Origin of the sequence: Syntrophus buswellii, from assembly GCF_046097065.1 — a bacterium.
GTDB lineage: Bacteria > Desulfobacterota > Syntrophia > Syntrophales > Syntrophaceae > Syntrophus > Syntrophus buswellii.
The window spans coordinates 2804638-2830477 of the sequence record NZ_CP175563.1; the positions used below are offsets into that span (position 1 = coordinate 2804638).

28 protein-coding genes are annotated in these 25840 nt (G+C 58.2%); 10 read left to right on the top strand and 18 right to left on the bottom strand.

The window, feature by feature from the left end; all coding sequences use genetic code 11:
* Positions 1 to 7: 7 nt before the first annotated feature.
* From prfA to ACJ77P_RS12725, 7 genes are all read right to left on the bottom strand, one after another.
* Entirely contained in the window at positions 8 to 1078 is a 1071-nt protein-coding gene (gene prfA / locus ACJ77P_RS12695) for a peptide chain release factor 1 (RefSeq protein WP_367359317.1), read from the bottom strand.
* Positions 1079 to 1429: 351 nt separating this feature from the next.
* Positions 1430 to 1645, bottom strand: a complete 216-nt coding sequence (gene rpmE, locus ACJ77P_RS12700; protein WP_367359318.1) for a 50S ribosomal protein L31 — start codon at positions 1643 to 1645, stop codon at positions 1430 to 1432.
* A 136-nt stretch (positions 1646 to 1781) separates the two neighbouring features.
* On the bottom strand, positions 1782 to 3029 hold the full coding sequence (gene rho, locus ACJ77P_RS12705; RefSeq protein ID WP_367359319.1) for a transcription termination factor Rho: 1248 nt from the start codon (positions 3027 to 3029) through the stop codon (positions 1782 to 1784).
* A 271-nt stretch (positions 3030 to 3300) separates the two neighbouring features.
* Positions 3301 to 4122, bottom strand: a complete 822-nt coding sequence (gene pgeF / locus ACJ77P_RS12710; protein ID WP_367359320.1) for a peptidoglycan editing factor PgeF — start codon at positions 4120 to 4122, stop codon at positions 3301 to 3303.
* Positions 4123 to 4211: 89 nt separating this feature from the next.
* Positions 4212 to 5192: an RluA family pseudouridine synthase gene (locus ACJ77P_RS12715; RefSeq protein ID WP_367359321.1), complete on the bottom strand. Its 981-nt coding sequence runs from the start codon at positions 5190 to 5192 to the stop codon at positions 4212 to 4214.
* 12 nt (positions 5193 to 5204) lie between these two features.
* Complete coding sequence (selA, locus tag ACJ77P_RS12720) at positions 5205 to 6623, bottom strand: L-seryl-tRNA(Sec) selenium transferase (RefSeq protein WP_408998446.1); 1419 nt, start codon at positions 6621 to 6623, stop codon at positions 5205 to 5207.
* The gene (locus ACJ77P_RS12725) at positions 6616 to 7911 is read right to left on the bottom strand and encodes a coproporphyrinogen III oxidase family protein (RefSeq protein WP_367359323.1); all 1296 of its coding nucleotides are present in this window, start codon (positions 7909 to 7911) and stop codon (positions 6616 to 6618) included. The genes selA and ACJ77P_RS12725 overlap by 8 nt, the downstream gene beginning before the upstream one ends.
* A gap of 182 nt (positions 7912 to 8093) precedes the next feature.
* On the opposite strand from ACJ77P_RS12725, the gene def reads away from it, so the two are divergent.
* The 6 genes from def to ACJ77P_RS12755 all read left to right on the top strand — a co-directional run bounded on the left by def (position 8094) and on the right by ACJ77P_RS12755 (position 13441).
* The gene (gene def / locus ACJ77P_RS12730) at positions 8094 to 8666 is read left to right on the top strand and encodes a peptide deformylase (RefSeq protein ID WP_408998447.1); all 573 of its coding nucleotides are present in this window, start codon (positions 8094 to 8096) and stop codon (positions 8664 to 8666) included.
* Between the two features lie 33 nt (positions 8667 to 8699).
* A complete protein-coding gene (locus tag ACJ77P_RS12735) occupies positions 8700 to 9758 on the top strand; it encodes an MBL fold metallo-hydrolase (protein WP_367359325.1) in 1059 nt (352 codons plus the stop codon).
* The gene (locus tag ACJ77P_RS12740; protein ID WP_408998448.1) at positions 9755 to 10837 is read left to right on the top strand and encodes a tetraprenyl-beta-curcumene synthase family protein; all 1083 of its coding nucleotides are present in this window, start codon (positions 9755 to 9757) and stop codon (positions 10835 to 10837) included. Before ACJ77P_RS12735 ends, ACJ77P_RS12740 begins: the two co-directional genes overlap by 4 nt.
* Positions 10838 to 11024: 187 nt before the next feature.
* On the top strand, positions 11025 to 11441 hold the full coding sequence (locus ACJ77P_RS12745) for a hypothetical protein (protein WP_367359327.1): 417 nt from the start codon (positions 11025 to 11027) through the stop codon (positions 11439 to 11441).
* Between the two features lie 82 nt (positions 11442 to 11523).
* A complete protein-coding gene (locus ACJ77P_RS12750; protein ID WP_367359328.1) occupies positions 11524 to 11775 on the top strand; it encodes a hypothetical protein in 252 nt (83 codons plus the stop codon).
* 166 nt (positions 11776 to 11941) lie between these two features.
* The gene (locus tag ACJ77P_RS12755; RefSeq protein WP_408998449.1) at positions 11942 to 13441 is read left to right on the top strand and encodes a sensor histidine kinase; all 1500 of its coding nucleotides are present in this window, start codon (positions 11942 to 11944) and stop codon (positions 13439 to 13441) included.
* A gap of 7 nt (positions 13442 to 13448) precedes the next feature.
* Here ACJ77P_RS12755 and ACJ77P_RS12760 read toward each other — a convergent pair whose 3' ends face one another.
* The 3 genes from ACJ77P_RS12760 to ACJ77P_RS12770 form a co-directional block, all read right to left on the bottom strand.
* A complete protein-coding gene (locus tag ACJ77P_RS12760) occupies positions 13449 to 14783 on the bottom strand; it encodes a sigma-54 dependent transcriptional regulator (RefSeq protein ID WP_367359330.1) in 1335 nt (444 codons plus the stop codon).
* 82 nt (positions 14784 to 14865) lie between these two features.
* Positions 14866 to 15864, bottom strand: coding sequence for a type I glyceraldehyde-3-phosphate dehydrogenase (gap, locus tag ACJ77P_RS12765; RefSeq protein ID WP_408998450.1), 999 nt, complete (start codon positions 15862 to 15864; stop codon positions 14866 to 14868).
* 174 nt (positions 15865 to 16038) lie between these two features.
* On the bottom strand, positions 16039 to 16692 hold the full coding sequence (locus tag ACJ77P_RS12770; RefSeq protein WP_367359332.1) for a nitroreductase: 654 nt from the start codon (positions 16690 to 16692) through the stop codon (positions 16039 to 16041).
* 140 nt (positions 16693 to 16832) lie between these two features.
* Here ACJ77P_RS12770 and ACJ77P_RS12775 point away from each other — a divergent pair, with 140 nt between their 5' ends.
* The 3 genes from ACJ77P_RS12775 (at position 16833) to ACJ77P_RS12785 (ending at position 18365) form a co-directional block, all read left to right on the top strand.
* Positions 16833 to 17180 (top strand): hypothetical protein, encoded by a 348-nt coding sequence (locus ACJ77P_RS12775; RefSeq protein WP_367359333.1) that lies wholly within the window; start codon positions 16833 to 16835, stop codon positions 17178 to 17180.
* Positions 17181 to 17303: 123 nt separating this feature from the next.
* Positions 17304 to 17429, top strand: coding sequence for a hypothetical protein (locus ACJ77P_RS12780; protein WP_408998451.1), 126 nt, complete (start codon positions 17304 to 17306; stop codon positions 17427 to 17429).
* 30 nt (positions 17430 to 17459) lie between these two features.
* Entirely contained in the window at positions 17460 to 18365 is a 906-nt protein-coding gene (locus tag ACJ77P_RS12785) for a diguanylate cyclase domain-containing protein (RefSeq protein WP_408999429.1), read from the top strand.
* A 26-nt stretch (positions 18366 to 18391) separates the two neighbouring features.
* Here the strand turns inward: ACJ77P_RS12785 and bioD are convergent, their stop codons facing one another.
* The 8 genes from bioD to bioA are packed head-to-tail and all read right to left on the bottom strand — an operon-like array spanning position 18392 to position 24692.
* On the bottom strand, positions 18392 to 19099 hold the full coding sequence (bioD, locus tag ACJ77P_RS12790; RefSeq protein ID WP_408998452.1) for a dethiobiotin synthase: 708 nt from the start codon (positions 19097 to 19099) through the stop codon (positions 18392 to 18394).
* A complete protein-coding gene (locus tag ACJ77P_RS12795) occupies positions 19096 to 20244 on the bottom strand; it encodes an aminotransferase class I/II-fold pyridoxal phosphate-dependent enzyme (protein WP_408998453.1) in 1149 nt (382 codons plus the stop codon). Before ACJ77P_RS12795 ends, bioD begins: the two co-directional genes overlap by 4 nt.
* Entirely contained in the window at positions 20220 to 20675 is a 456-nt protein-coding gene (locus ACJ77P_RS12800; RefSeq protein WP_367359337.1) for a hypothetical protein, read from the bottom strand. Before ACJ77P_RS12800 ends, ACJ77P_RS12795 begins: the two co-directional genes overlap by 25 nt.
* Positions 20665 to 21909: a beta-ketoacyl-[acyl-carrier-protein] synthase family protein gene (locus ACJ77P_RS12805; protein WP_408998454.1), complete on the bottom strand. Its 1245-nt coding sequence runs from the start codon at positions 21907 to 21909 to the stop codon at positions 20665 to 20667. The genes ACJ77P_RS12800 and ACJ77P_RS12805 overlap by 11 nt, the downstream gene beginning before the upstream one ends.
* 17 nt (positions 21910 to 21926) lie before the next feature.
* Positions 21927 to 22559, bottom strand: coding sequence for a nitroreductase family protein (locus ACJ77P_RS12810; protein ID WP_408998455.1), 633 nt, complete (start codon positions 22557 to 22559; stop codon positions 21927 to 21929).
* A gap of 4 nt (positions 22560 to 22563) precedes the next feature.
* Positions 22564 to 22932, bottom strand: a complete 369-nt coding sequence (locus tag ACJ77P_RS12815) for an acyl carrier protein (protein WP_367359340.1) — start codon at positions 22930 to 22932, stop codon at positions 22564 to 22566.
* Between the two features lie 9 nt (positions 22933 to 22941).
* Positions 22942 to 23316 carry a hypothetical protein gene (locus ACJ77P_RS12820; protein ID WP_367359341.1) on the bottom strand — a complete coding sequence of 125 codons (375 nt, stop codon included), beginning with the start codon at positions 23314 to 23316 and terminating at the stop codon, positions 22942 to 22944.
* A gap of 5 nt (positions 23317 to 23321) precedes the next feature.
* Positions 23322 to 24692: an adenosylmethionine--8-amino-7-oxononanoate transaminase gene (gene bioA / locus ACJ77P_RS12825; protein WP_367359342.1), complete on the bottom strand. Its 1371-nt coding sequence runs from the start codon at positions 24690 to 24692 to the stop codon at positions 23322 to 23324.
* Positions 24693 to 25116: 424 nt separating this feature from the next.
* Here bioA and ACJ77P_RS12830 point away from each other — a divergent pair, with 424 nt between their 5' ends.
* Positions 25117 to 25773: an OmpA family protein gene (locus tag ACJ77P_RS12830; RefSeq protein ID WP_367359343.1), complete on the top strand. Its 657-nt coding sequence runs from the start codon at positions 25117 to 25119 to the stop codon at positions 25771 to 25773.
* Positions 25774 to 25840: the final 67 nt, after the last annotated feature.

Consider the following 25840-nt stretch of genomic DNA (forward strand, 5'->3'; position numbering starts at 1 on the left):
GCGGCGATCAATTCGTCGATTGCTTAAGGGACTCTGCCTGGTAATGGGCCGTCAAGGCATCGACAAACTCCTGGATCTCTCCCCCCAGGATATTTTCCAGGCTGTAAAGGGTCAATCCGACGCGGTGATCCGTAACCCGGCCCTGGGGAAAGTTGTAGGTCCGGATTCTTTCGCTCCGGTCTCCGCTTCCCACCTGGCTTTTCCTGGCCTCCGATATCTCCTCATTCTGCTTTTTGACCATGATGTCGAGAAGCCGGGCCCGCAGGACCTTCATTCCCTTGGCCTTGTTCTTGAGCTGCGATTTTTCGTCCTGGCAGCTGACGACCAGCCCCGTGGGGAGATGGGTAATCCGCACGGCAGAATCCGTGGTATTGACGCTCTGCCCTCCGTGGCCGCTTGAATGGAAGACATCGATGCGCAGATCATTGGGGTCAATGGTGACCTCGACCTCGTCAGCCTCCGGCATAATCGCCACGGTCACAGCCGAGGTATGAATCCTTCCCTGGGCCTCCGTTATGGGAACACGCTGAACCCGGTGGACCCCGCTTTCATATTTCAACTGGCTGAACGCTCCCTGGCCGGCAATCGAGGCGATGATTTCCTTGAATCCGCCGACGCCGCCGGACGGGGTGCTGCTGACCACCTCCACCTTCCAGCACCGCGTTTCCGCATAACGGGCATACATGCGGAAAAGATCCCCCACAAACAAGCCCGCTTCATCGCCTCCCGTTCCCGCTCGGATTTCCAGAAACACGTTCCGGTCATCATTGGGATCCTTGGGGAGAAGGAGGATTTTCAGCCTTTCCTCCAGTTCAGCCAACTGATTCCGGAGTTCCGGCAATTCTTCCCGGACGATTTCCTTCAGCTCCTCGTCATCCCCCCGCAGCAGCTGCTGCCCTTCTTCAATGCGTTCGCTGGTCTTCTCATAGTCGCGGTAAGCATCCACAAGGTCGCGGAGATCTGCGTGCTCCTTGGCATATTTCTGATAGAGATTCTGCCGGGTCACAACGGTCGGGTCGCTTAAAAGCTTTTCCAGTTCCTGGTAGCGCGATTCCACTTCTTTCAGTTTGCTGAACATGATTTCCGTTTCTATCTGTGCATCAGGCGGCGATCTTCGGAACGGGCCAAAAACATCCGCACGAAGAACCCACCCTTGCAGGTTTTTCTAGAAAAATCCCAGAAGAATTCTCGAAGAGGTATTTTCTGTCCAAGGAGGGAAAATGGTTCGGCGCTTCGGCTCGTTCCCGGATTTGCCCGGAAGGCGAGAAAACCGCCGCGCCGTTTTACTCCGATTCAGGATCGGGACCGCATCCGAACCGGCAACCGGCCGGCCCTTCGGCACCTCCGGCAGAAGAAATACGCCGCCTCTGCATCGTCGCCTTGATCTCACCGTGATCCGGAATTGAAGTTTTCGAGGGAAAAAACGCCGTTACGCCTTTTTGTCGTTAAGCCCGGCGTATTTCTGGTTAAAACGCTCCACCCGGCCGGCCGTGTCAATGATCTTCTGCTTCCCCGTGATAAAGGGATGACACTGGGAACAGATTTCCACCTTGATGTCCTGTTTCGTTGACCGGGTTTCAATCACATTTCCGCAGACGCAGGTAATGGTTGTCGTTTTATATTCAGGATGAATTCCTTCTTTCATGATCCTCTGCATACCTCCCTGATGTTTTGATGCCGCCTTGTGCTCCTCGACCGGCGGGAACCGGCATCTGTTCCGACGCTGAATTTTTGAGGGATTATAATCATCCGGCTCATAAATTCAAGGATTTTTATTCCCGTTACGAATTCATGGAATCCAGGAACGCCTGATTGGTCTCCGTCTTTCTCATCTTGTCGATGATGAATTCCATGGCATCCACCGGGTTCATCTCCTGGAGAAGCCTGCGGAGAATCCAGATCCTGTTGAGGTTCTGCTTTGCCGTCAGAAGCTCCTCCTTCCTGGTTCCGGAACGGATCAGATCAAAGGCCGGGAAGACGCGCCGATCCGCAATCCGGCGATCCAGATGCAGCTCCATGTTGCCCGTCCCCTTGAACTCCTCGAAGATCACCTCATCCATACGGCTTCCCGTGTCGATCAAGGCCGTGGAGATGATGGTCAGGCTGCCTCCGTTTTCGATATTCCGGGCGGCGCCGAAAAACCGCTTGGGTTTATGGAGCGCATTGGAATCCACCCCGCCGGAAAGCACCTTTCCGCTGGGAGGGACGACGGTGTTGTAGGCCCTGGCCAGCCGCGTGATGCTGTCCAGGAGGATGACGACGTCCCGCTTGTGCTCGACGAGCCGCTTCGCCTTCTCGATGACCATCTCCGCAACCTGGACATGGCGGGTCGCGGGTTCGTCAAAGGTGGAGGAGATCACCTCTCCGTTGACGCTTCTCTGCATGTCGGTCACTTCCTCGGGCCTCTCGTCGATGAGCAGCACCATGAGAATGACCTCTTTGTGATTGGCCGTGATGCTGTGGGCGATATCCTGGAGAAGAACCGTCTTTCCTGCCCGGGGAGGCGAAACAATCAGCCCGCGCTGGCCTTTGCCGATGGGCGTAAAGAGATCCATGACGCGTGTGGAATAATTCTCCGGGTCACCTTCCAGATTGAGTTTTTCCTGGGGATAGACGGGGGTGAGATTATCGAAAAGGATTTTATCGCGGGCGAATTCCGAGCCCTCATAGTTGATGGTGTCGACCTTGAGCAGAGCGAAATACTTTTCACCCTCCTTCGGCGGCCTGACCTCCCCGGAGATTGTGTCCCCGGTCCGCAGATTGAACCGCCGGATCTGTGAAGGGGAAATGTAGATGTCATCGGGGCTGGGGAGGTAGTTGTAATCGACGGCCCGGAGAAAGCCGAAACCGTCGGGAAGGATTTCAAGCACGCCCGACCCTGAGATCATCCCGTTTTTTTCCGCCTGAGCCTGCAGGATTGCAAAGATGAGATCCTGCCTTCTCATTCCGCTGGCGCCGACCACGTTCAACTCCTTGGCAAGATGGGCCAGTTCACTGATCGGCTGTCTTTTGATTTCTTCAATATTCATATTCTTATCCTTACGAGTATCCCGGTGGAAATACCTATGCGGCGCATGGGGGCACAACTCCGACCCGGCAGCGCGCCTACACTCCATAAGTGAACCATTTCTTTACGGGAAAAGTGCAACTTTATTTGCAACGAGCGAAAAATGAGGAACGTGGATTAATGTAATAGATTGCTATTCTGAACTCAGGAATAATCCATGCGGAAGGGCTTGATATAATCCTTTCTCAGCGCCGTGCAATAATATAATCTCCCGGTGATGTCAAGAAATATTTTTATATTCCGTGTGTTTCAACTTTATTGAGCATAATAAAATTGACATGCCGCCCGGTGTGACCCCGCTCCCTCCGGTGAGAAAAGAACAGATCCGGGTTGCAGCAGGTGCAGTGGCCGGAAAGCGCGACATGGTTTCCCTGGAGGCCTTTTTCGAGAAGCTGGTGAAAATTGGCCTGGGGCAAGTCCAGGTTCCAGCGTTCGAAATGGGACCTGGACCGGAAAAACCGTTCCGACCCGGAATGATGATTCATCGCCCGGTAGACCCGGCCATCGACTTCATAACAGCAAGGTCCGATGGAAGGGCCGATAGCCGCCAGGATATCCGCCGGACGGCATTGAAATTCCCTGACCATGACGTCAACGACCCTGGCAGCGATTTTCAATGCGGTTCCTCCCCATCCTGCATGAATCGCGCCAACGACTTGCCGACAGGGATCCAGAAGAAAAACCGGGACACAATCGGCGGTTTTGATGCAGAGGGCCACACCGGGAAGGTCCGTCACACAGGCATCACAGGCGGGCTCGTCCCTGTCGGGCGCCGAAGAGAGGTCTTCCCTGACCACAAGGACCTCGTCTCCGTGAACCTGGTCCAGCACCAGGAAGGAGCGGAGCGGGATGCCGAAGGAGCGGCTGAGAATGTTCCAGTTTTCTTCAACCCGCACCGGGTCGTCCCCCTGTGCGGCAGTCACGTTCAAAGAGGCAAAAGGTCCCTCACTGACCCCGCCCCGGCGGGTGCAGAAGGCATGGGTTAGAAATTTGAAGTCCTGTAAATTCGGAGCCTGAAGAAAGGCAACCGAATTTCGCTGAGCTATGGGGAACACGTCTTCTCCTTGAATTTTCCCTGATGGTGACACGTAGAACGCCCCGCTGCCTCTGTCCGGAGGGATTGAAACCTGAAAAAAAGAGCATTCTAAAGGCGGGCAAGGCAATGTTCCCGCAGAAAGCGGCAGAGTTCCGCCATGTCCCCAGGGAGGGGAGCCTCGAATTCCATCTGTTCACCCCCTACAGGGTGAACAAACGAAAGGCGCGCTGCATGAAGGGCCTGCCGGTTCATTCCCTTCAGGCGGGACCGGACGACCGGGTCCGTGATGGCGGAAATCCGCTTCGTACTCCCATAAACCGGATCGCCGACCACCGGGTGTCCTGTCGCCGCCAGGTGCACCCGGATCTGGTGGGTTCTCCCGGTTTCAATAGCCACTTTCAGGAGTGCCGCCACGCCGAACCGCTCGGTTATTTCCCAGGAAGTGACGGCTCTTTTCCCCCGCCGACTTTTTGTCGACATTTTTTTCCGTTCCACGGGGTGCCGCCCAACCGGCAGATCGATCGTCCCCTGATTCTCTCCGGGGTTCCCATAAACGAGGGCGACATAGGTCTTTTGGACCTGGCGGTTCTTGAATTGAGACGCAAGCCCCGAATGGGCCGCATCGGTTTTGGCAACCACCAGCACACCGGAGGTGTCCCTGTCCAGACGATGCACGATTCCCGGACGCAGAACTCCTCCGATTCCCGGCAAATCCCGGCAGTGGTGGAGAAGGGCATGCACCAGGGTTCCTTCCGCATGCCCCGCCGCCGGATGAACCACCAGTCCGGCCGGTTTGTCCAGCACCAGCAGGTCATGATCTTCGTAGAGGATGGAGAGAGGGATGTCCTCGGGGAGCAGCTCCAGGGGTTCTGCCTGAGGTTCCTCAAGCGTCACTTCATCGCCGGCACGGAGTTTCCGGCTTGCCCGGACCGCCTTTGCTCCGCAGACCGCAACCCGTCCGTCATCAATGAGCCGCTTGAGCCGCGCCCGGGAAAGGTCAGGCCGCTGCCTGACCAGGAACACGTCCAGTCGCAGACCGCTGTCCGCCCCGTTGACCGTATACGTCCGGAAGATGGCTCCCTCGTCCATGCCTGTGACAGGTCAGGTGTTCTCGGCAAGAAAAAGAAATCCGTTTCGGATCAGCGCCAGTTCATCCTCGGCAACCGTGCGCAGATCCAGCAGGAGTTCATTTTCGGCCACCCGGACAATAATCGGCAGGTCAAGCCGGCGCAGGCGCTCTTCCAGACGCCCGGCAGAGCAACCGGCCATCCGCACCCCCACCATCATGGTCGGGATTTCCATTCCAGGCAAGGCCCCTCCCCCGACCATCGACGCCCCCGGCCTTAACGCCAGGGAAAAAGAGTCCGGCAAAGCCCGCTTCAAGAGCCGCTTCAATTTGCCGGCCCGGCGCGTCACATCGTCCAGGGATTCGGTCAGGGCTTTGAGAATCCGCAGCCGGTTCACAGCCTCCCGTGGATTCAGGTAAACCCTCAGGGTCGCTTCCAGCGCGGCCAGGGTCAGCTTGTCGATCCGCAGGGCCCGGTTCAGGGGATTCCTCTGAATGGCAGCGAGAAGATCCCGTCGGCCCAGGATGATCCCGGCCTGCGGCCCCCCCAGCATCTTGTCACCGCTGAACGTCAGGACATCCACACCCGTGGCGGCTACCGCCCGGACGACGGGCTCGGCGGGCAGGCCATGTTCCGACAGGTCGATAAAGCATCCGCTGCCCACATCGTACATGACCGGAAGGGCATGCTTTTTCCCCAGCGCCACCAGTTCCTCCAGCGAAGCCTCTTCCGTAAAGCCCGTCATCTTGAAATTACTGGAATGCACCTTGAGGATCAGTCCCGTCTCCGGGGTAATGGCCCGCTCGTAATCCGCCAGGCGGGTCCGGTTGGTCGTTCCCACTTCCCTCAGCCGGGCGCCGCTTTTTTCCATGATTTCCGGAATGCGGAATTCTCCGCCGATCTCCACAAGCTCCCCCCTGGAAACAATGACCTCCCGGCCCTCCGCCAGGGCATTGAGGGCCAGCAGCACGGCGGCGGCATTGTTGTTGACCACCAGGGCGTCCTCAACCCCCGCAAGAAGACAGAGCAGCTCCCGGACGGCATCATAGCGCTTTCCCCGTTCGCCTCTGGCCAGGTCATACTCCAGATTGGAGTATCCTTCAGCCACGGCCAGCAGCCGTTCTCTCGCCTCCGGGCACAGCGGCGCCCTTCCCAGGTTGGTGTGCAGAATAACCCCCGTGGCGTTGATGACGCGCTTCAGCCGTGGGGCGTGCAGGGCCTCAATGCGCTTTTCCACGAGGTCGGCGATTTCCTCGGCCATGGGAAGGCGGATTTTCTCCGCCGAACCCTTCTGCCGGAGAATCGAACGGCGCAGATTCTCCACAGACTCCCGGCATGCGGCCCGGACGATTTCACGGGGAGTTTGGCGCCCTGTGCCCCGCCCTTCCAGGAGCAGCATAATGTCGTTGATGTTCGGAAGTCCCCGCAGCAATGTCTGGATCTGTTCATTCATGGACCTGCTCCTGAATTCTGGAGAGAGGAAGGGGACGATCCGTTGCGGGGGTGTCCGCCCGGCAGAAGTCGCGGAAATTATTCACCGCCGTAAAGAATTCCCTCATGATGACCACCCAGAGATAGCAGCCCCGCCGGGTCAGCTGCCAGTCCGGCGCCGAGTACCTCAAAGCGCCGACGAGCAGGAAAAGGATCAAATCCAGCCAAAGCCAGGGAGACAGGCGGCCGCCGTATTTTGCCGTCAACTCAGAGTGGTTCAACCGTGTCGAAAAGAGCTTCATGACGAAATCATACCGCATCCGCTCCTCAAGGGTAAATGTCCGCGCAGCCATCAGAGGCAGCTCATCCTCGCCCAGACGCTTGCAGTATTCGGCCAGATCAAAGGTGTTGGCGTAGCAGACGCCGTCCAGGTAGCCGATGGAGCCGCTCCCCAGACCCGCGTATTCATCATAATCCACGATATACTCGTCGATCATGGTCCCCTTGCGGGAAAAGCACCAGGCTGAAGAAAAGCGGTACTCCCCGCCGAGCCTCTCCCGTATCCGCTCGTAGAAGGCTTTTTCCCTCTCCATGCTCACCCGCCCCAGTGTCCGGGTGACCACTTTCCTTGTGGAATCCGAAACCATGAGCGGGTACCAGGTAACCTGGTCCACTCCCAGGTCCAGGAGAATATCCAGGTCCCGTTCCAGCATGGCCATATCCTGTGAGGGGAAGTTGAAGATCATATCGGCATTGAGGGTGTCAAAACGCCCCTGCGCCAGTTGAAGCCTTTCCATGATCTCGGCGCCGCTGCCGTATTTGTCATAGCGGTCCATGGCCTTCAGCAGCCCATCATTGAAACTCTGGACGCCCACGGAAAGGCGGTTGATTCCCATCCGGCTCAGCCGGTCGAGGCGCTCGGGGGTCAGATGGTTCGGATTGGTTTCCACCGACACTTCCCGGATGGAAAAACACCGGCGGACCAGCTCCAGGGTTTCCTCCAACTCATCCGGCAGGATCGTGGGCGTCCCGCCGCCGACATAGACGCCGCCAAAGCGGTAGCCCTTCTCCTTGTAAAGGCGGATTTCGCTGCGCAGAGCGGAGAAATATTCCCGGCAGCGCCCCTCTTCGAAGACAAAGCGGTTGAAGGAGCAATAGGGACAGAGGCGTTCGCAAAAGGGGACATGAAGATACAGGAGGCGGGGCTCGCCCGACGACACGGCGGGCAGGAAAGGCTTCCGGCCCTCCTGGAAGCGCATAACCCGCGAAAAGTTCCGCCGGGCCATATAACCGACAATGGATGGGATCACGTTTATTTTCCGGTTTGCTGACGTTTCTTTTGGAGGGGTGAAAAACACCCCTCTTCCGCAAGAGGCAAAACGCTAACAGATCGAAAAAAGATTATCAAGAATATTGTCGCCATGACAATCCTTGAAATGGTTGTCGTGAAATGTTATATGAAATCCTTCGAGAACATTATTCGAGGCAGTCCATGAAACCGCAGAATCACAAAGTGCTGACCCTCTGGGACGACATCTCCCTCACCGATGAGGAGACGCGCATCCTGCGCACACCATCCTCAGACGTCCCTCTCCCCCTGACCCCTGAAGCCAGGGAGCAGATTTCAACCCTGGTTGAAGCCTTTCTCGAGCTGGAAGGCGCCCTGGGGCTGGCGGCGCCGCAGATTGGAATCAACAGAAAGATCGTCATATTCCGCAACAAGGGATTTGATGAAGAGCACTGGTCCAGGAAGGAAAGGGACTATGACCTGCTCATAAACCCCCGCATTACACAGACGCGGGGGGAACCCGTCAAGGGGGCGGAGGGGTGCCTCTCCTGCCCGGAAGTCCAGGTCGAGGTCTACCGCTTCCCGGAAATCAAGGTGCGGGCCTACGACATCAAGGGCAACCGGATCAGCAAACGGTACGAGGATTTTCTCGCCCGCATCGCCCAGCACGAGATCGATCACCTCGACGGACGATTGATTGTGGATTATGAAGGCCCGATCTACTTCCCCAAAGAAAAGAAAAGCTTCTTTGAACGGATTTTTGCAAAAATCACCTGATGCCCCGGCATCCCATCACGAAAGCCTGCGCCCGTGTATTCCGCCATGCTGGTCAACGATCCGTTCGGGGATCCCGCCGTCCTGATCAAATGCAAATACCGCCAGAAGTCCGTGCTCTTCGATCTCGGGGATCTTCACGGCCTGGCCCCCCGGGAAATTCTCAAAGTCGGGCATATTTTCGTGTCTCACACGCATGTGGACCATTTCATCGGATTCGATACAATCCTGAGAATCTGCCTGGGAAGAAACCAGCGGATTCATCTCTTCGGCCCCCCCGGCTTCCTCTGCCAGGTTGAAAGCAAGCTGCAGGGCTACACGTGGAACCTCGTGGAAAATTACTCCAACAACTTCGAACTTCTGGCTACGGAAATCTCTCCCCTCAGCCGGCGATCCCGCCTCTATCGCTGCAGAACCGCTTTCCGCCCCGAGCCGGTCACGGAAGAAGACCTCCCCGAATCCGCCCCCCTCACGGAAGAGACGTTTTTTACCGTCCGCTGCACGTTGCTTGATCATCTCATTCCCTGCCTGGCTTTCCGATTCGAAGAAAAAAGCCGGCTGAACATCCTGAAAAACGGCCTCGAGGGCCTTGGCCTCCCCACAGGCCCATGGCTGATGGATCTCAAGGAAGCGATCCTGCAGGGCAGACCCGACGATTACCCCATCGGGATCTGGAGCAAATCCGGGGACAGGCCGACGGATCGGCGGACCTTTCCCCTGGGGTTCCTGAAGGAAAAAGCGGTCCGGATATCCCGGGGACAGCGGATCTGCTACGTGACGGACGCCGTCTTCAGTTCCGAAAATGTGGGCCGCATTCTCGCCCTGGCCGATTCCGCCGATCACCTGTTCATCGAAGCGACCTTCCTCCATGAAGATCTTGAAAAGGCGACGGGGAAGTATCATCTGACCGCCCGTCAGGCGGGCTTTCTGGCGCGGCGGGCGGCGGCCAAACGCCTTTCCCTTTTTCATTATTCACCCAAGTACAAGGGAAGAGGCGAGGCATTGCGGCTTGAAGCCATGCAGGCTTTCGACGGCCCGGGTTCCGAGCCGGTCCACCCGGTTCCGCACTCCCAGTCTAGAGGAGCAGGCTTTTGAAGGTTCCAGCCCGTCTCACCACCTTGATCACAAAAATTTTTCTGCAGGTCCGACCCCGTGTCCATCATTACCTGGATGGCTGGCGGCGGTTCGCCGAGGCCATCCCGGATACCGAACTGCGCCGGCAGGCCCTCATGAGCATCACGACCAAGGCGTTTCACTGTGAGGGCGGCTCCATCTATGCCCTGTTGGCCGGTCCTCACTTTGACGAAACCCTCCGGTTCATCATTGCCTACCAGACCATCAGCGACTACCTGGACAACCTCTGCGACCGCAGTACGTCACTCAATCCCGAAGACTTCCGCATGCTTCACCGGTCCATGCTGCACGCGCTGACTCCCGCGTCTTCCCTGGACGATTACTATGCCCTGCACCGGGAGCAAAACGACGGGGGATACCTGGCCGCCCTCGTTACAACCTGCCAGGAGGTATTGGGAAATCTTTCCGCATACCCCCTCATTGCCCCGTTTCTGCACAGCCTCGCGGGCCATTACCGGGAGCTGCAGGTGCATAAGCATGTCCGGAAGGATCAGCGGGTCCGGCGGCTGAATCAAATGTTTCTGAACCACCCGGAATATCAGACTCAAATGACCTGGTACGAGTTTTCCGCCTGCACGGGATCGACTCTGGGAATCTTCTGCCTCACCGCTTCCGCCTTTCAGCGGAATTTTGACCGGGATCGTGCCGAACGCATCGCCAGTGCCTATTTTCCCTGGGTTCAGGGGCTGCACATTCTTCTGGACTATCTGATCGATCAGGAGGAAGACCGCCATGGCGGAGATTTGAATTTCTGCTCCTTTTACCCGGACGCGAAGGAAATGGAACGGCGCCTGAAGCATTTCTGTATCCGCGCGGATGAAAGCGTATCGGATCTTCCGGACGCCCCCTTTCACCGGCTGATCAACCGCGGCCTTCTTGGAATCTATCTTGCGGACCCAAAGGCACGTCGGCAGAAGGAGGTCCGGGAAATCGGTCGAAGCCTGATCGTACAGGGAGGGGCTGCGGCGGTTTTCTTTTTTACCCATTGCCTGATCTACCGCTGGATTTCTGAAAAGAGGCACCGCCAGGAACGTCCCTGATTCGTTATTCCCCAGGAAGTGGAGAAAAATTCATCAATTTCCGGACCATTTCCCGATCCGCCCTCCTGAAGCTTCTCTCGATTCCCCATACAAATTCAACCCTTAACAATTATTTTGTTTGTCTCTTGAACATGGCACATACGATGCAGCATGGCGAACAAACTTGATGGAAGGAGACACCCCGAACATGGAGAGATTGGCTGTATGGATCATCGGCTTGGCCTTTCTTGTCAGCGCCGCGGCGTTTGCCGGTGACCAGGCAGTCCCGGGTTCTTCGGAATCCGAACACATCAAGGGGACATCCCTGAAGACCGTCAAGATGAAAACGACGGGCAGGGTCGTGGAGGTTACGGACACCCTGCTGAAAATCGAGCGCTCCGTTAAAGGAACAGTAGAAACGTTTGAATTCACGTTAGAAAAACCCATTACAAAGTTCAAGATCGGCGATAAGGTTGTCGTCCGCTACATCACCCGGGGTGATAAAAACGTCTTGAGGGAGATCACGCTGCAGCGAAGGGCAAAGCCTTTGAAAAAGATCCTGCAGCCCGGCGAAAAAGAGGAGCCGGATATTCCGCCCGCGAAGGGATCCGGCGTCGCAAAGTGAGATAATCCATGAGATTCTCATGGAAATAACGCTGTCCCCATGAGGAGGCGGCAAATAAAAAAGTGAAAAGGAGAAGGATAAAATGAAGAAGGCTATGGTATTTGCGGTTGGTCTGGTTTTCCTGTTCTGCTCATCGGCATTCGCAGCTGACAAGGCTGCCGCGCCCGTAAAGGAAGAGCCGGCGAAGGTTGAAGCGGCGAAACCCGAAGCGGCGAAGAAGGAAGTCAAGAAGGCAGCCCCCAAGAAGGCCAAGGCAAAGAAGGCCCCCAAGAAGGCCGCGAAACCTGCTGAAGAGAAGGCTGCTCCGGCTGAAGCCGTCCCCGCCGCAAAATAAGCTCTTCGAACTGAAGTTGACGCGCTCAGGAGGCACGAGGGAACATTTCCCCTCGTGCCTCTTTTTTTACATGAAACTCCGGGGGTTTTGCTGTAATAGGCATAGAGAAAAAGGGACGGGGGACGGAAAAAACCCTCCTGCGGGATATTTCGGGTAATCGAATGCCATGACCTTGAAAACGCGAATGATGATCGTCACCCTCTGCGGTCTTGCCGTCACCATGGCCTTCTGGGGATGGATGCAGCTCGGCATGCTGGAGAGGATTTTGACGGAACAGCAGTACAAAAAACTTGACGGTATTGCAGAAACGTTAAGCACCTTTTACCAGCGCTTTCCCACCCGGCGGGGTCTGTCTGCCCTGGATTCAGCCCTGGAGGAGCATATCTCGACGGATGTCCGGCTGGCCCGCATCGACATCATTTCCCGGTCCAGGGAGGACATTGATTATGTCGCCGGAGCCGGACGGGTCGCTTATGAATGGCCTGAGCATCTCATCAACGAAACGGCGGAAAAAAAGGCGAAGCGCCATTACACCCTGAAGACGGAGACAGGACCCGCAGTGGGACTGCTTTATCCCATTCCGCGGGAAAAAGGTCACGCGGCTCAAACCATGGTCGGGGTTATTCTCTTTTCGCAATCCGACAGGGAAATCCTCGCCCGCGCCCGATGGATGCTTTTTTTCAGTTCGCTGGGGCTGCTTGCCGCCATCGTCCTCCTGACGGCAACGAGCTACGGCTTTCTGATCGGCAGGCCCCTCCGCCGGATCATTGAAATCATCGACGACTTCCGCACAGGAAAACAGGCCAAGCGAATCCCAATCCACTCCCTGGATGAATGGGGGCAACTGGCGGACCACTTCAACGTCATGGCCGACGAGATAGAAAAATTCATCCGCCAGAATCAGGAATTGACAGAGGGTTTGGAGCTGCGGGTCAAAGAAGCCACCCTCAAGGTCGTCCACCTGCAGAGCCAGGTCAACCAGCTTCAGCAGTTGAAGGCCCTTGGATACCTGACGGCCACACTCGCCCATGACATGGGAACCCCCCTGCATTCCGTGGCAGGCATCACGCAGCTCCTTCTGGAACGGAAGGACTGGCCGTCGGATGTTTCCCGCAAGCTGGAGCTGATCCTGCAGCAGACGCAGAGGCTCAATTCGGTCATCCAGAACGTCCGCCGGGCGACCCGCCCGCCGGAACCGCATTTCGAATCCCTGACCATCCAGGCCATCCTGGATGATACCCTGCCGCTGATCGAGCCGATCCTCGCGAAATCCGACGTTGAACTGGACGTTCAAACCGACGGGGACATCCCGCCTCTGCACGTCGATCACTACCGGGTTCAAACGGCCCTGTTCAACCTGATCCAGAACGCCCTGGAGGCCATGCCCCACGGGGGCAGACTGGCCCTTTCAGCCCGGGTGTCCCCCGAACGCCAGGCGATTGCCCTGACCGTTTCAGACACCGGGTCGGGGATCCCTCCGGAGATGATGGAAAGGATCTACGAACCTTTCTTCAGCACCCATCCGGGCGAGGGAATCCGCGGTCTGGGACTGGCCATCGTCCAGGACATCGTCAAGGCCCACGCCGGGTCGATTGAAATTGAAAGCCTGCCCGGAGAGGGAACGACGATCACCCTGTTCTTCCCCATCGTCTCCAAGCCGCAGTGACCCGCGATCAGGGATACTTTTCCCGGACAAATCCATAGCGCTGAATTTTGGTCCGCAGCGTCTTGCGATCGATCCCCAGAAGCGCCGCCGCGCGGCTTTGATTCCACTCCGTCGTCTTCAAGGCCTGAAGGATCTGTCCCCGCTCCGCCCCTTCCAGGGGCGTCAGGGCCGCTCCCGATTCCTCCTGGCTGCCCTTCTTCAATTGGATCCGCTCCGGCAGGTGTTCCGGCAGAATGACGAGGAACGGAGACAGCAGGAGCGTCTGATGAAGAACATTCCCCAGCTCCCGCACATTTCCCGGCCAGTCGTAGGCCATCAGGCATTCCATGGCCTCATCGGAAATTCTCACCGTCGGATAGCCCATCTTTTTCAGCAGGGATTCCATGAGCTGGGGGATATCCTCCTTGTGACCCCGGAGAGGGGGCATGTGGAGGCGGACGACAAACCGATAGAGCAGGTCTGCGCGAAAGCGGCCTTGGGCGGTCTCTTCATCGATATGGCGGTTGGCAGCGGCGACGACGCGGACCTGAATCCGGCGGACCCCGTGTCCGCCCAGATGGCGCACTTCCCCGTCCTGCATGAAACGGAGCAGTTTTGCCTGCAGGGCGGTGGACATTTCCGTGATCTCATCGAGAAAGATGGTTCCGCCTTCCGCGGATTCGAGAAGCCCGCGGTGGGGGGTATCCGCTCCCGTAAAGGCCCCCTTTTCATAGCCGAAGAGCTCGGACTCGAGAAGCGTATCCGGAATGGCCCCGCAATGAACCACCACGAAAGGTTTGTCCCTCCGGGAACTCAGTTGGTGGAGGGAGCGAGCCGTCAGCTCCTTGCCTGTTCCGCTCTCTCCTTCAATGAGCACACTGGCCCAGGCATCGGCAACCCGGACCAGCTGCTTGTAGAACTCCACCATCGTGGCGGAGGAACCGATGAGCCGGGGCTCCTCCTTTACCGCCGCATTTCCTGAACCGCGGTGGCGCTGCAGCTCCCGCATGCCCAGGACCTTCTTCACCATGCTGCGGATCGCTTCCGGAGAAAAGGGCTTGCTGATGTAATCCCATGCCCCCAGCTGCAGGGCCTCCATCGTGCTTTCCAGCGATCCGAAGGCCGTCATGAGAATCACGGGAAGGGCGGGCCACTTCTCGTGTATCCGGCGCAGCAGCTGCAGGCCGTCCATATCCGGCATCCGGATATCGGAGATGATCAGATCGTAGCGGGACAGATCCTCCTTCAGGGCATCCCGGGCGGATGTGCGGGTCTCCACATCGTAGCCGGTTCGCCGCAGGGCCTCCTGAAGGAATTCGCAGGCCACGGCGTCGTCATCAACAACCATCAGACGGACAGGCATCGTTTTCTATGAACCTGAAACGAAGAAAGAGGAACGGCCTGGAAGACCGTTCCTCCTGCGGTGCTCTTCATCCCCCGGGGCCTTATCTGCCGGCCACATGAACCAGGAGATCGAGAAGTTTGTTGGAATATCCCCATTCATTGTCGTACCAGGCGACGAGCTTGACAAAGGTGTCGGAAAGGGCGATCCCGGCTTTGGCGTCAAAGACGGAGGTTCGCTCTTCACCGATGAAATCGCTCGATACGACCTCATCCTCCGTGTATCCAAGAATTCCCTTGAGCTCCCCTTCGGAAGCGGCCTTCATGGCGGCCTTGATTTCCTCGTAGGTAGCCGGCTTGGCAAGACGGCAGGTCAGATCCACCACGGAAACGTCAATTGTGGGAACGCGGAACGCCATACCGGTGAGCTTTCCCTTCAGTTCGGGGATCACCGAACCCACGGCCTTCGCCGCCCCCGTCGACGAAGGGATAATATTGAAGCCGGCGGCGCGGCCACCGCGCCAATCCTTCATGGAAGGTCCGTCAACGGTTTTCTGCGTAGCGGTTATGGCGTGCACCGTGGTCATGAGCCCTTCCAGGATTCCCCAGTTGTCGTGAACGACCTTGGCGAGGGGGGCCAGACAGTTGGTGGTGCACGAGGCGTTGGAGACGATCGGCTCGCCGTTATAGCTCTTGTGGTTGACTCCCATGACGAACATCGGCGTGTCATCCTTGGATGGCGCGGAAAGGACGACCTTTTTCGCCCCGGCGGCAAGATGTCCGCCCGCCTTCTCCTTGTCGAGGAAAAGTCCCGTCGATTCGACGACATAGTCGGCCCCGACGTCATTCCATTTCAAATTTGCGGGGTCTTTTTCAGCCGTGATGCGAATCGCCTTGCCATTGACCACCAGCTTGCCGTCCTTTACATCCACGGCTCCCTTGAACCGGCCGTGTACCGAGTCATACCGGAGCATATAGGACATGTAATCCGCATCGAGCAGATCGTTGATCCCCACAACTTCAATGTCCGGCCGCGCACAGGCGGCGCGGAAAACCAGCCGGCCGATTCGGCCGAAACCATTAATGCCAACTTTGATCGTCATGTGAATTCCTCCTTAAAAAGGGCAACTGAAATTGAAGGAACGGACATCGTTCCGAGACAGAAAACAAGTACATTGACCCGATTGCCTCTCAACCGGCAATCCGCCGCTGCCGAAAAATGCCAAATACCGCCTTTGACCGGGATGAACTGACACCGTGCCGGATCAAGAGAGATTTCAATCGATCCAGCGCACAAACGAGTCCAGGGTCTCCCGGGGCGTCTTCAAAGCGTTCAAGGGATTTTCCCAGTCCGGATACCCCAGCGCAACGGCTATCACCACGTCTTTCTCATCGGGAATATTGAGAAGATCCTTGACGTCATCCTCGTAGGCGTTGATCAACCCGATCGGGCAGGTTCCCAGCCCCTGGTCATGGGCTGCCAGCACCAGAAACCCCAGGGTGATCCCGATGTCCACCAGTCGAGCCTTGGAAAAGGCGTTGTCCAGGCAGATAATAATCCCGGCAGGGGCGCCGTAGAAATTGCAGCTCCCCTCGTTGATGAAGGTATTGAAATCAAGACCCATTTGGGCCAGACAGGGGTTCATGACTTCAAAGGACTCAACTCCCCGCCTGCTGAACGACTCGGAAAGCGGCTTGACATTTCCCGGACTGCAGGATATCTGCTTTTCATGGTACGCTTTGATCAACCGCCGACTTAACCTTGCCTTTTCCTCCCCCAGAACAACCGTGAATTCCCATGGTTGAAGGTTGATCGCAGAGGGGGCCAGGACGGCCAGGCTGAGGATTCGTTCAATCTGTTCACGGGAAACGGGATCCGGTTTGAAGGCTCGGACGCTTTTACGCTCCCTGATCACAGCAGAGAGATCCATGGATGGGGAATCCTCCTTTGAAATGATATGAACCTTCGCTACATTAGTGGGAGAGTACCCCAGCCTTGGCCGAATGTCAAGAAATGGGAAGCCGGACAAAGGAACGAACCAGACGTCACGATTTCAGGAGGTCATTAACGATGATTCGCGCCAAATTATGGTTTCGCTGTGCTGCAATGCATGACCCCGTCACACCGAAAATCGTCCAGCCGGCACTTCTCGGATGGGAGGCCAAGAAGCGCCGGGTCGATTTGACCATCGAGAGGGCCTTTAACGGGGAAGAGCTTCTTCGACGGATGAAAGGCTGGGTTACAACGGATCCCCTGGAGGTTATCGAAGCTGTTCGCCCCTATGGCCGGTTAAAAGTCCTGGACGATGAGGAACTCGTTGTGGAAATGGAAAAACCTGAACACTTCGAAGATCTTCAAAAGATCCTTGAGAAGCGGTTTGGTGGCGAAGTGAATCTGGAAACCATTCCCAAACGTTGAAAGCCTGCCATTTTGTCCGGCTCAGTCCGGGGCGGCCCCCTGCTTTTGAGAAAGCCCTGACGGATTGTAATGTTTTGATTTTTGCCTGCAGCCGGGATACATTGGAGCCAAGGATCCGAACGCATGAAGGATGAAGAGAAAACCAAGGAGCAGCTGATCAGGGAAGTGATGACCCTGCGCAGTCAGCTCACCGGGCAGCGCGAGGAACATCGGCGGGATGTCCACGACTCCGCTTTTTCCGGCCGGTAAGGCGGAACAGACGCCGATACCAAGTTCCGCATCCTCTTTGAACACTCCCCTGTGGGTATTTTTCTCTCTGATGGATGCCTTCTGACGGACTGCAACGAGGCCATGGTGAAAATGATGCGCTGCTCTTCGAAAGAGGAGCTGATCGGCCGCCATCCCTCCGCCTTTTCGCCCCCGTCACAGCCTGACGGCAGCCCCTCCCTGGACAAGGCCGACGAGCTGATGAACGAGGCCCTGAGAACGGGCTATCTGCAGCAGGAATGGATCTGCCGCCGCTTCGATGGAGAGGAATTCCCCGTGGAAATCCTCTCCTCGGTCATTGACTGGCAGGATCAGAAAATCCTCTACATGGTCTGGCGGGATATTACGGAACGCAAGCGGATCGAAGAGGCGATCCGCCACCTGGCCTACCATGATGTTCTGACGGGGCTGCCCAACCGGATGCTCTTCGCCGACCGCCTCATCCTCGCCATCGCCCAGGCAAAGCGACGCCAGGGAACGATGGCTGTCATGATGCTCGATCTGGACGGCTTTAAAACGGTGAACGACTCCTTCGGTCACCACATCGGGGATATGCTTCTGCAGAATGTGGGGGAGCGCCTGTCCCGAACCCTCCGGGAAGAGGACACCCTGGCCCGGATGGGCGGCGACGAGTTCATGATCCTGCTGCCGGTCCTCAGAGAGGCCGCAAACAGCTCCCAGATCGCTGAAAAGATCCTGGCCGCCTTCAGAAAACCCTTTTTCTGCGAAGGGAACGAGCTGTTCACCAGCGCCAGCATCGGGATCGCCATCTACCCGGGAAACGGAGAGGACATGGATTCCCTGATGAAGCATGCCGACACGGCCATGTACCAGGCAAAGGCTAGGGGACGCAACATGTACTGCCTCTATAAACCCGATCCCGATCCTCCGGTGGATCGAGCCCTGAAGCCTGCGTAAAAAGCGATGCCGGCGTGGCCCTGATCTCAGACGCTACGCGCAAAGAGTTTTTTCAAGCCGTCAAAGCACTCGGGAGGCGGATGCCGGAAGTCTGAAATCCGGCCCACCAAACCGGCGACTTCGACCCGGGAAAATCTCCTGATCGCCTCCCTGTTTTCCTCGATCATATCCAGCGGTGTTGCCGGCTCTGCGCTGTCCAGAAAAACGACGCCGAGAGGCTCGATGTTTCTCCGTTCCAGGGCGGCAATCGTCAGCAGGGTGTGGTTGATGGTCCCCAGGCCGGCCCGGGCCGCAATCAGGGGTTGAGCGCCCATTGAAGGAATCGTGTCGATCACCAGGCTCTCCCCGTCGACGGGCACGAAGATGCCTCCGGCAGCCTCCACGACCAGAGGGGAAAAGCGGCTCCTCTTCTCCTGAAGGGTCCCCGGAAGGGTCTTCCAGTCGACCTGGCGGCCTTCATCCCGCGCGGCAAAGTACGGAGCTTTGGGATTCCGGTAGCAGAACCCCACGGAACCGGCCGGATCCCGGCCCTTCAATTCTTCAATGTTGTCGTAGATGAATTTCGCGTCGGAGTCCGTGTCATAGGGATCGCGGCAGCCCGTCTGCAGCGGCTTGAAGTAGAAGGGGGAAAACCCCTCGTCATAGAAATAGCGCATCAGCAGCAGGGACAGGACCGTCTTGCCGACGCCCGTGTCCGTACCGATCACGAAGATGTCCGGAACATCCCTTTTCATATTCTTACCATAACCTCCTTTAATGACGGGATAAAGCGTTTGACATCCTCCCGGGTGTGCAGGGCCGTCATCCCAATTCTCAGGATGGCTTTCCCCAGGGGAACGGTGGGATAGCGGGCCGAAAGGACGAAGATCCCCCTTTCCCGCAGACGATTCGAAACCTCCAGCGCCTTCCCCTCTTCGCCAATCTCCAGGGCCAGGATATGGGCATCCCCCTGAACCGTAAACCCTTCCTCCCTCAGCCCGTTTTTCATTTCGAGGCTGATGTCCCTGAGACGCCTCCGGGATTCGTCCTGCCGGGCCAGCAGGGCCAGGATGTCGATGGCCGAGGCGGCATGGGCCTCGGGAAGGGTTGTGGAGTAAATGAGGGGTGAGGCGAAGTTGAAGAGGTGCTCCTTGACCACGGCCGGCACAAGGAGAAACGCGCCGAAGAGCCCCAGAGCCTTACCGAAGGTCCCCACGGCGATGTCGGCCACCGGGCGCGCCACGCCGCACCCGCCCTCCCCCAGGACCCCCAGGGCGTGGGCCTCGTCGACGATGCACACAAAGCCATAGCGGTCCTTCAGCCCGGCGAGGCCCGGAACATCGAGGAGATCGCCGTCCATGCTGAAGAGGGATTCCGTCAGGACGACGGTTTCCCTTTCCCCTGCCCTGTCCAGGCGCTTCCGCAGATGGTTCAGGGAGCTGTGATTGTAACCGGCCAGTTGAGCCGGGCTGAGGGCGAGCCCCTTGACGCTGCTGGCATGGATGTGCTTGTCAAAAAGGACGAGCGTCCCCGAATCGAACAGGGTGGAGAGCAGAGCCAGGTTGGCCTGATAGCCGCTGGGAAAAAAGAGGGCTTCCTCATAGCCGAAGTAGCGGGCGTAGGCCCTCTCCGCCTCGGCGATGAGGGAATAATTGCCGGATACCAGGCGGGAGGAGGAGGAAGACGAGCCGTATTTCTCGAAATTGCGCCCGACCTGTTTCCGCAGGACCTCCGATACACCCAGCCCCAAATAGTCGTTGGAGGCGAAGTTCAGGACCCTGCCTTCGGCCAGGATCAGGGAGGCGCCCTCCCGGCGGATGATTTCCGGCGGCCGACGGTAGAGACCGGCCTGCCGATGCAGCCTTAACCGGGTTTTCAGCCGTTCAATAAAGTTATCCATTTTTTCTCGTAATAGCTCCGGAGGATCTCTTCCCGGAAGTCCGAATTGTAGGTAACCGCAGAAAACACGAATTCCCCTTCAAGGAACCTGATGCCCCCTATTTCAGCGGACATTCCGTAGGAAAAAACAGAGGCGCTCCGGCTGCGCAGGCAACCGGCAAGATGGCAGCGGCCCGTCAGTGTCTCCTCGGCGGGCAGACGGCAGTCCCTGACCATGAGCAGAACGGCCTGCCTTTCAAAACGGCACAGAAATCGGGCATGGTAGGCACCCGCCTGGGCCAGGGCCTCCAAGCCCAGATAAGACGGGGCGTCCAGCAAGTCGGCGTATGCAGATATCCCCTCCCCGGAATATTCCGAAATGCGGGAAAGCAGCGAAAAGCCGCTTTGACCGGTGTTCACGTCGATTTTCAGCAGGGGGGAATCAGGTTTCATTCCGCCGCGTTCCTTCTTCGGGAAGATATCGCTTCACCATCAGCACCGCATTCTGTCCTCCGAAGCCGAAGTTCTGGATGGCCCAGAGGGATGTGGGACAGGCTGCGCCTTTTCGCACGAAGGGCAGGGCCGGAGAACAGGGATCGTGGAGGTTCCGGATTTCCGGGAGGTAGCTGTTCCGCATGCAGATCAGGCTCAGCGCCGTTTCCATGGCCCCGCAGGCCGTCGACAGATGCCCGATCCAGGACTTGAAGGCCAGGATCCGGGGAAAGGCCCCGGCATAAACCCGCTCGAGCAAGGCGGCCTCCATCCGGTCGTTGAGGAGGGTCGCCGTTCCGTGTGTGGAAACCGCTTCCACGTCTGCCGGCACAAGCCCTCCATCCGCCAGGGCCTTTTCCAGGGCCTTTTGCCCGCCTCTTCCTTCAGGGTCCGGCGCCGTCACATTGTATCCGTCCAGAGAGGCGCCGAAGCCGCAGACCTCCCCCAGAATGTCCGCCCCCCGGCTCCGGGCATGCTCCAGCTCTTCCAGCAGCAGGCAGGCCCCGCCCTCGCCGGGAACGAAACCCCGCCTTCCGTTGTCGAAAGGCCGGCTCGCTTCACCGGGATTTCCTCCCCCTTCGTAAAGAGCCCGCGCTTTCCGGTAGGCCAGGACCGCCCCGTTTGTCAGGCGCGAATCGCCGCCCCCGGCGAGGGCAAGATCCAGGTAGCCGTCACGGATTTTGTGGAAGGCCTCCCCGATCGCCTGAAGAGAGGAGGAGCAGGCGGAGGTGACGGTGAAATTGTCTCCCTGGAGTCCGGCCAGGATGGAAATGACGGACGCCGCGGTATTGGGAAGAAAGCGGAGAATCCAGAGGGCCATCAGCGCATCGTGACGGATCTCCCCCTGGCGGATCTCAGGAATTTCCCCCCCTACATCCATATTGGGGCCGGCGCCGAGAAAGAGCCCCGTTTCCGCCATCTCCTCACTGCGCAGGGACGCCCCGCGCAGAGCCGACATCGCCGCAGCGACCGCGAACTGGGCCCCACGGTTGAGATAGCGGCGCTCCTTGAAGGAGCCGGTAAAGGACCCCAGTTCGAAATCCCGGACGGGAGAGGTAATCACCCGGGAATCGAAGGGGGACGCGGCAAAGGAGATACGGCCGGTGCGAAGCGAGTCCAGAATCTGCCCTGCAGAATTTCCCAGGGAGGAAATGGCCCCCAGGCCGGTTATGGCAACCCGTCGAACCGAAGACATCGGACGTGCAACCCCTTTCACAGCTCCCGATAGATATCGGAAAGGTCTTTTTTCTTGAGAAGAGCGGGCGTTTCGTCGGGAAAGCCCAGGGTCAGGAAACATTTAAGGGTAACGGGGGAAATGCCCAGGATCTCTTCGGGAGAATCGAGGTAGAACAGCGGCGCCGTCAGGATGCAGGACCCCAGCCCCAGTTCCACCCCTTTGAGCATCCATTCCATGACGGCCAATCCCACGCTGAGGTCGTCATCCGAAGACGTCCGCGAATCCCCGGCCAGAATTCCCGAGGAATAAAGCTTCCCGGCAACGCTCCGGCGCACGGGAGCGGTTCCCACGGCAAACAGCACGGGGGCATCGAACATGAACTGAAGAAACCGGAAATAATTTGCGAGGACATTTTTAAGAATTTCCGACGCCCCTCGCTCCTCCGCCGTTGCCAGACGGGATCTGCAGCCCGCCTCCATGGCGGATCTCAACGTTTCACGAACCTCGGGACGGACGATCCGGAAGAAACGGACCGGCTGCCGGTTGGCTGGGGAAGGGGCCTGGAGGGCGCAGGCCACCATCGCTTCGATCAGTTCCTGCGGCGGGATTTCCTTCCGGTATTTCCGGACACTCCGGCGGCTGCAGATCAGGGAGTCCAGGGCCGTCATGGAGCTACGATGCCTTTGAAAGCCGCCAGGAGACGTAGTCCACCAGATCCTGGACCCTGGGATCGGCCTCTCCTTCGGCAAGGATCTCGCCGATCCGTTCGCCGGAGAGGAAGGGAATCCGGGCGGAGAGAAAGGAAGAGACCTCCCGGCTCTCCTGCTCGGCCTCTTCGATCAAGAGGGGAATCCGCTGCAGAAAGATATCGTCCTCATCCACTTCAATCCCGAACCGGGAGCTGAAGGAGAGGGCCAGTTCCAGCATGTCGATGGATTCGATGTCCAGGTCCCTGCGGAGGCGGGATTCCCCGGTGATTTCCTTGTCTTCGAGATCAAGGGTTTCAACAAGAATCGCTTGAATTTCGGTCAATAGGTCCATAAAAGATCCTTATTCGGCGCCTTGGCAGAGAATCGTCCCCGTCACCAGCGGTCGGCGGGTTTCAGCCCCCGGCCGCCACAGTCGGCACATCAGGCGATGGCCCGCCGCCTCCATGCGGAAGGGGTATGCTCCGGGCGTAAGAAAGGCGCGAAACTTGAAATCCTGAATCCTGCCGGGCGTTCTCTCCGGAACGGCCGTCCGTCCGGCCTTCAGGAAGGCGGAAATAACCACACTGCCCGGCACGACGGGACAGCCGGGGAAATGATCGGCGTAAATCGAATCGGCAGGATCGAAATAGAAGACCCCGCTGAGGACAGAGTCTCTGTGCGGCGCATCCGGCCGTTCAGGCCGCTCCCCTGCCTTCCGGTTCTCCGGATCGGGCATCTTCCCTAATCCCCGACCACGGCCCGGATGGAATCAAGGGTGATCTCACAGAGCCGGTCGATTTCCTCGTTTGTAATGCACAGAGGCGGCATGAGGACGATGACATCCCCCAGCGGACGGATGATCAGCCCCCGCTTCCGCGCCTCCAGAATGACGCGGTGCCCGATGCGCGCACCGGGGGGATAGAGTTCCTTCGTCTTTTTGTCGGCCACCAGTTCGATCCCGACCATGAAGCCCCGCTGGCGTATTTCCCCCACGTGACCCAGCTTGGCGATGGGCTGGAGCCCCTGAGAAAACCGTTTGATCTTTCCTGCAAGACCCTCCACGACCCGCTCTTCGGTAAAGATGTTCAGGCTGGCCACGGCGGCTGCGCAGGCCAGGGGATTTCCCGTGTAGGTATGCCCGTGAAAGAAGGTCTTGAATTCGTCGAAGCGCCCCAGGAACCCGCTGTAGATTTCCTCCGTCGCCACGGTGGCCGCCAGGGGCAGATAGCCTCCGGAGAGTCCTTTACCCACGGCCATGATGTCCGGCGTCACCCCTTCCTGCTGGCAGGCGAACATCGTTCCCGTCTTCCCGAAGCCGACCGCCACTTCATCGGCGATCATCAGCACCCCGTACTGCGTGCAGAGATCCCGAACCCGCCTGAGATAGCCGGGAGGCTGCACCAGAATGCCCCCCGCCCCCTGCACGAGGGGTTCGATGATCAGGGCCGCCAGTTCGGAAGCATGCGTCGCCAGCAGGTTTTCCAACTGCTTGAGGCAGTCGAATTGGCAGGAAGGCTGAGAGGCCCCGAAGGGGCACCGGTAGCAGTACGGCGATTCGGCCTTGACCGTGGGGAAAAGGAGTTCGTGGTAAACGGCATGAAACAGGTCGATCCCGCCGACGCTGACCGCCCCCAGGGTGTCGCCGTGGTAGGCGTTGGTGAAGGAGATAAATCGTGTCTTGTCGGGATTTCCGCCGGCGGCCTGCTTCTGATATTGGAAGGCCATCTTCAGGGCGATCTCCACGGCGGTGGACCCGCTTTCGGAGTAAAAGACGCGGGTCAGTCCCTTGGGAACGACCTCCAGCAGCTTTTTCGCGCACTCGATGGCCGGCTCATGGACCAGGCCGAGGAGGGTCGAATGGGAAAGCCGATCCACCTGTTCCTTGACGGCCCGGTCAATCTGTTCCTTGCGATGGCCGTGAACATTGGTCCAGAGCGACGACACTCCGTCGATGTAATCCCGGCCGTCCACATCCCGGAGGAGCGTCCCCTTGCCTTCGGCGATGACCAGCACGTCCTCCGGGGAAAACTCCCGCATCTGCGTGAAGGGAAACCAGATGGATCTCAGCCCGTCGTCGATCAGCTGCCGCTTCTTTTCTTCCTGTCCGTTCATTCCTCTCCTCTCCTCGTTCTCTCCGGAATTCCGGGATTCTAAACCTGCCCGACACGACCCTGCCCCTCGCTGTTCCCGAGGCGGAGCGGGACGGCAGTTTCTATAGTTGACGGGCTCCTGTTTGTCAACCCTGTTTTTCAACCCGGTTGACAATGAAAGATCAAAAACCGGCAGGAGAGGAACAGGCCGGACGGAATGGACAGAACGAATAGTAGTTCTCAACCTTATTGACTCCGGAAGCGGTACTGATTATAATTGCCCTGTTGAAAATTTCGAAATCATCCGGGGGCCCGCCTTCGCCCAGGCATGGCCCCCGGGGATTTTGAAGAGATGGATGCGGCATGATCTCTGGTGCGGCGGGATGGATAACCCTGTTATTGATCTTCGAAACGTAACACATATATTCTTTTCAAGGAGGAAAAAAATGAAGAAAAAGGGTATGGCTGTTTTGCTCTGCATGCTGCTTCTGGGCGGTTGCGCGACGATGGAAAGCCAGACGAAAACCACCAAAGGAGCCGTCTATGGAACGGCCGGCGGCGCTGCAGCCGGAGCAGTCCTCGGACAGGTCATCGGCCGTGATACCAAGGGCACCCTGATCGGCACGGCCATCGGTGCGGCCGTCGGCGGGCTGGGAGGCGCTGCGGTGGGAAAGATGATGGACAACCAGGAAAGGGATATGCGCAGCGCGCTGGGTACTTCCGAAGCGGCCGCTGTTTCCCGGGAAGGAAACCTCCTGGCGGTGACATTCAAGGGCGACGTCACCTTCGACACCAATTCGGCGGCAGTCCGGCCGGGGCTCTACTCTGAAATAGACCGGGTCGCAGGCGTGCTGACTCAGTACCCGAATACCCTCATCCGGGTGGAAGGCCACACGGACAGTGTCGGTTCCGAAAGCTACAATCAGGATCTTTCGAACCGGCGAGCCATGGCCGTGAAGAATCTTCTTGTTCAGCGCGGCGTGGCGAACAACCGAATCGAGGTGATCGGTTTTGGGGAAACGATGCCCGTAGCGACCAATGAAACGGAGGCGGGGCGCCAGAAGAACAGGCGGGTGGAGATCAAGATCGCACCCCAGACATAACCCCGGATCACGTTACATCCCGGTGCTGTCCGGAAAGCTGAAGAGGGGAAACGCCAAGCTCGTCAAG

Excerpts from the sequence above, each read along its gene's own strand:
- ACJ77P_RS12805 (WP_408998454.1), bottom strand. The coding sequence starts at position 21,909 with ATGTCTTCGGTTCGACGGGTTGCCATAACCGGCCTGGGGGCCATTTCC.
- def (WP_408998447.1), top strand. The coding sequence starts at position 8,094 with ATGAAACCGCAGAATCACAAAGTGCTGACCCTCTGGGACGACATCTCC.
- ACJ77P_RS12795 (WP_408998453.1), bottom strand. The coding sequence starts at position 20,244 with ATGGATAACTTTATTGAACGGCTGAAAACCCGGTTAAGGCTGCATCGG.
- ACJ77P_RS12760 (WP_367359330.1), bottom strand. The coding sequence starts at position 14,783 with ATGCCTGTCCGTCTGATGGTTGTTGATGACGACGCCGTGGCCTGCGAA.
- ACJ77P_RS12810 (WP_408998455.1), bottom strand. The coding sequence starts at position 22,559 with ATGACGGCCCTGGACTCCCTGATCTGCAGCCGCCGGAGTGTCCGGAAA.
- ACJ77P_RS12820 (WP_367359341.1), bottom strand. The coding sequence starts at position 23,316 with ATGCCCGATCCGGAGAACCGGAAGGCAGGGGAGCGGCCTGAACGGCCG.
- ACJ77P_RS12815 (WP_367359340.1), bottom strand. The coding sequence starts at position 22,932 with ATGGACCTATTGACCGAAATTCAAGCGATTCTTGTTGAAACCCTTGAT.
- bioA (WP_367359342.1), bottom strand. The coding sequence starts at position 24,692 with ATGAACGGACAGGAAGAAAAGAAGCGGCAGCTGATCGACGACGGGCTG.
- gap (WP_408998450.1), bottom strand. The coding sequence starts at position 15,864 with ATGACGATCAAAGTTGGCATTAATGGTTTCGGCCGAATCGGCCGGCTG.
- ACJ77P_RS12750 (WP_367359328.1), top strand. The coding sequence starts at position 11,524 with ATGAAGAAGGCTATGGTATTTGCGGTTGGTCTGGTTTTCCTGTTCTGC.
- ACJ77P_RS12715 (WP_367359321.1), bottom strand. The coding sequence starts at position 5,192 with ATGGACGAGGGAGCCATCTTCCGGACGTATACGGTCAACGGGGCGGAC.
- rho (WP_367359319.1), bottom strand. The coding sequence starts at position 3,029 with ATGAATATTGAAGAAATCAAAAGACAGCCGATCAGTGAACTGGCCCAT.
- ACJ77P_RS12770 (WP_367359332.1), bottom strand. The coding sequence starts at position 16,692 with ATGGATCTCTCTGCTGTGATCAGGGAGCGTAAAAGCGTCCGAGCCTTC.
- prfA (WP_367359317.1), bottom strand. The coding sequence starts at position 1,078 with ATGTTCAGCAAACTGAAAGAAGTGGAATCGCGCTACCAGGAACTGGAA.
- ACJ77P_RS12830 (WP_367359343.1), top strand. The coding sequence starts at position 25,117 with ATGAAGAAAAAGGGTATGGCTGTTTTGCTCTGCATGCTGCTTCTGGGC.
- ACJ77P_RS12780 (WP_408998451.1), top strand. The coding sequence starts at position 17,304 with ATGAAGGATGAAGAGAAAACCAAGGAGCAGCTGATCAGGGAAGTGATG.
- ACJ77P_RS12800 (WP_367359337.1), bottom strand. The coding sequence starts at position 20,675 with ATGAAACCTGATTCCCCCCTGCTGAAAATCGACGTGAACACCGGTCAA.
- ACJ77P_RS12775 (WP_367359333.1), top strand. The coding sequence starts at position 16,833 with ATGATTCGCGCCAAATTATGGTTTCGCTGTGCTGCAATGCATGACCCC.
- ACJ77P_RS12745 (WP_367359327.1), top strand. The coding sequence starts at position 11,025 with ATGGAGAGATTGGCTGTATGGATCATCGGCTTGGCCTTTCTTGTCAGC.
- selA (WP_408998446.1), bottom strand. The coding sequence starts at position 6,623 with ATGAATGAACAGATCCAGACATTGCTGCGGGGACTTCCGAACATCAAC.
- ACJ77P_RS12755 (WP_408998449.1), top strand. The coding sequence starts at position 11,942 with ATGACCTTGAAAACGCGAATGATGATCGTCACCCTCTGCGGTCTTGCC.
- rpmE (WP_367359318.1), bottom strand. The coding sequence starts at position 1,645 with ATGAAAGAAGGAATTCATCCTGAATATAAAACGACAACCATTACCTGC.
- bioD (WP_408998452.1), bottom strand. The coding sequence starts at position 19,099 with ATGAAAAGGGATGTTCCGGACATCTTCGTGATCGGTACGGACACGGGC.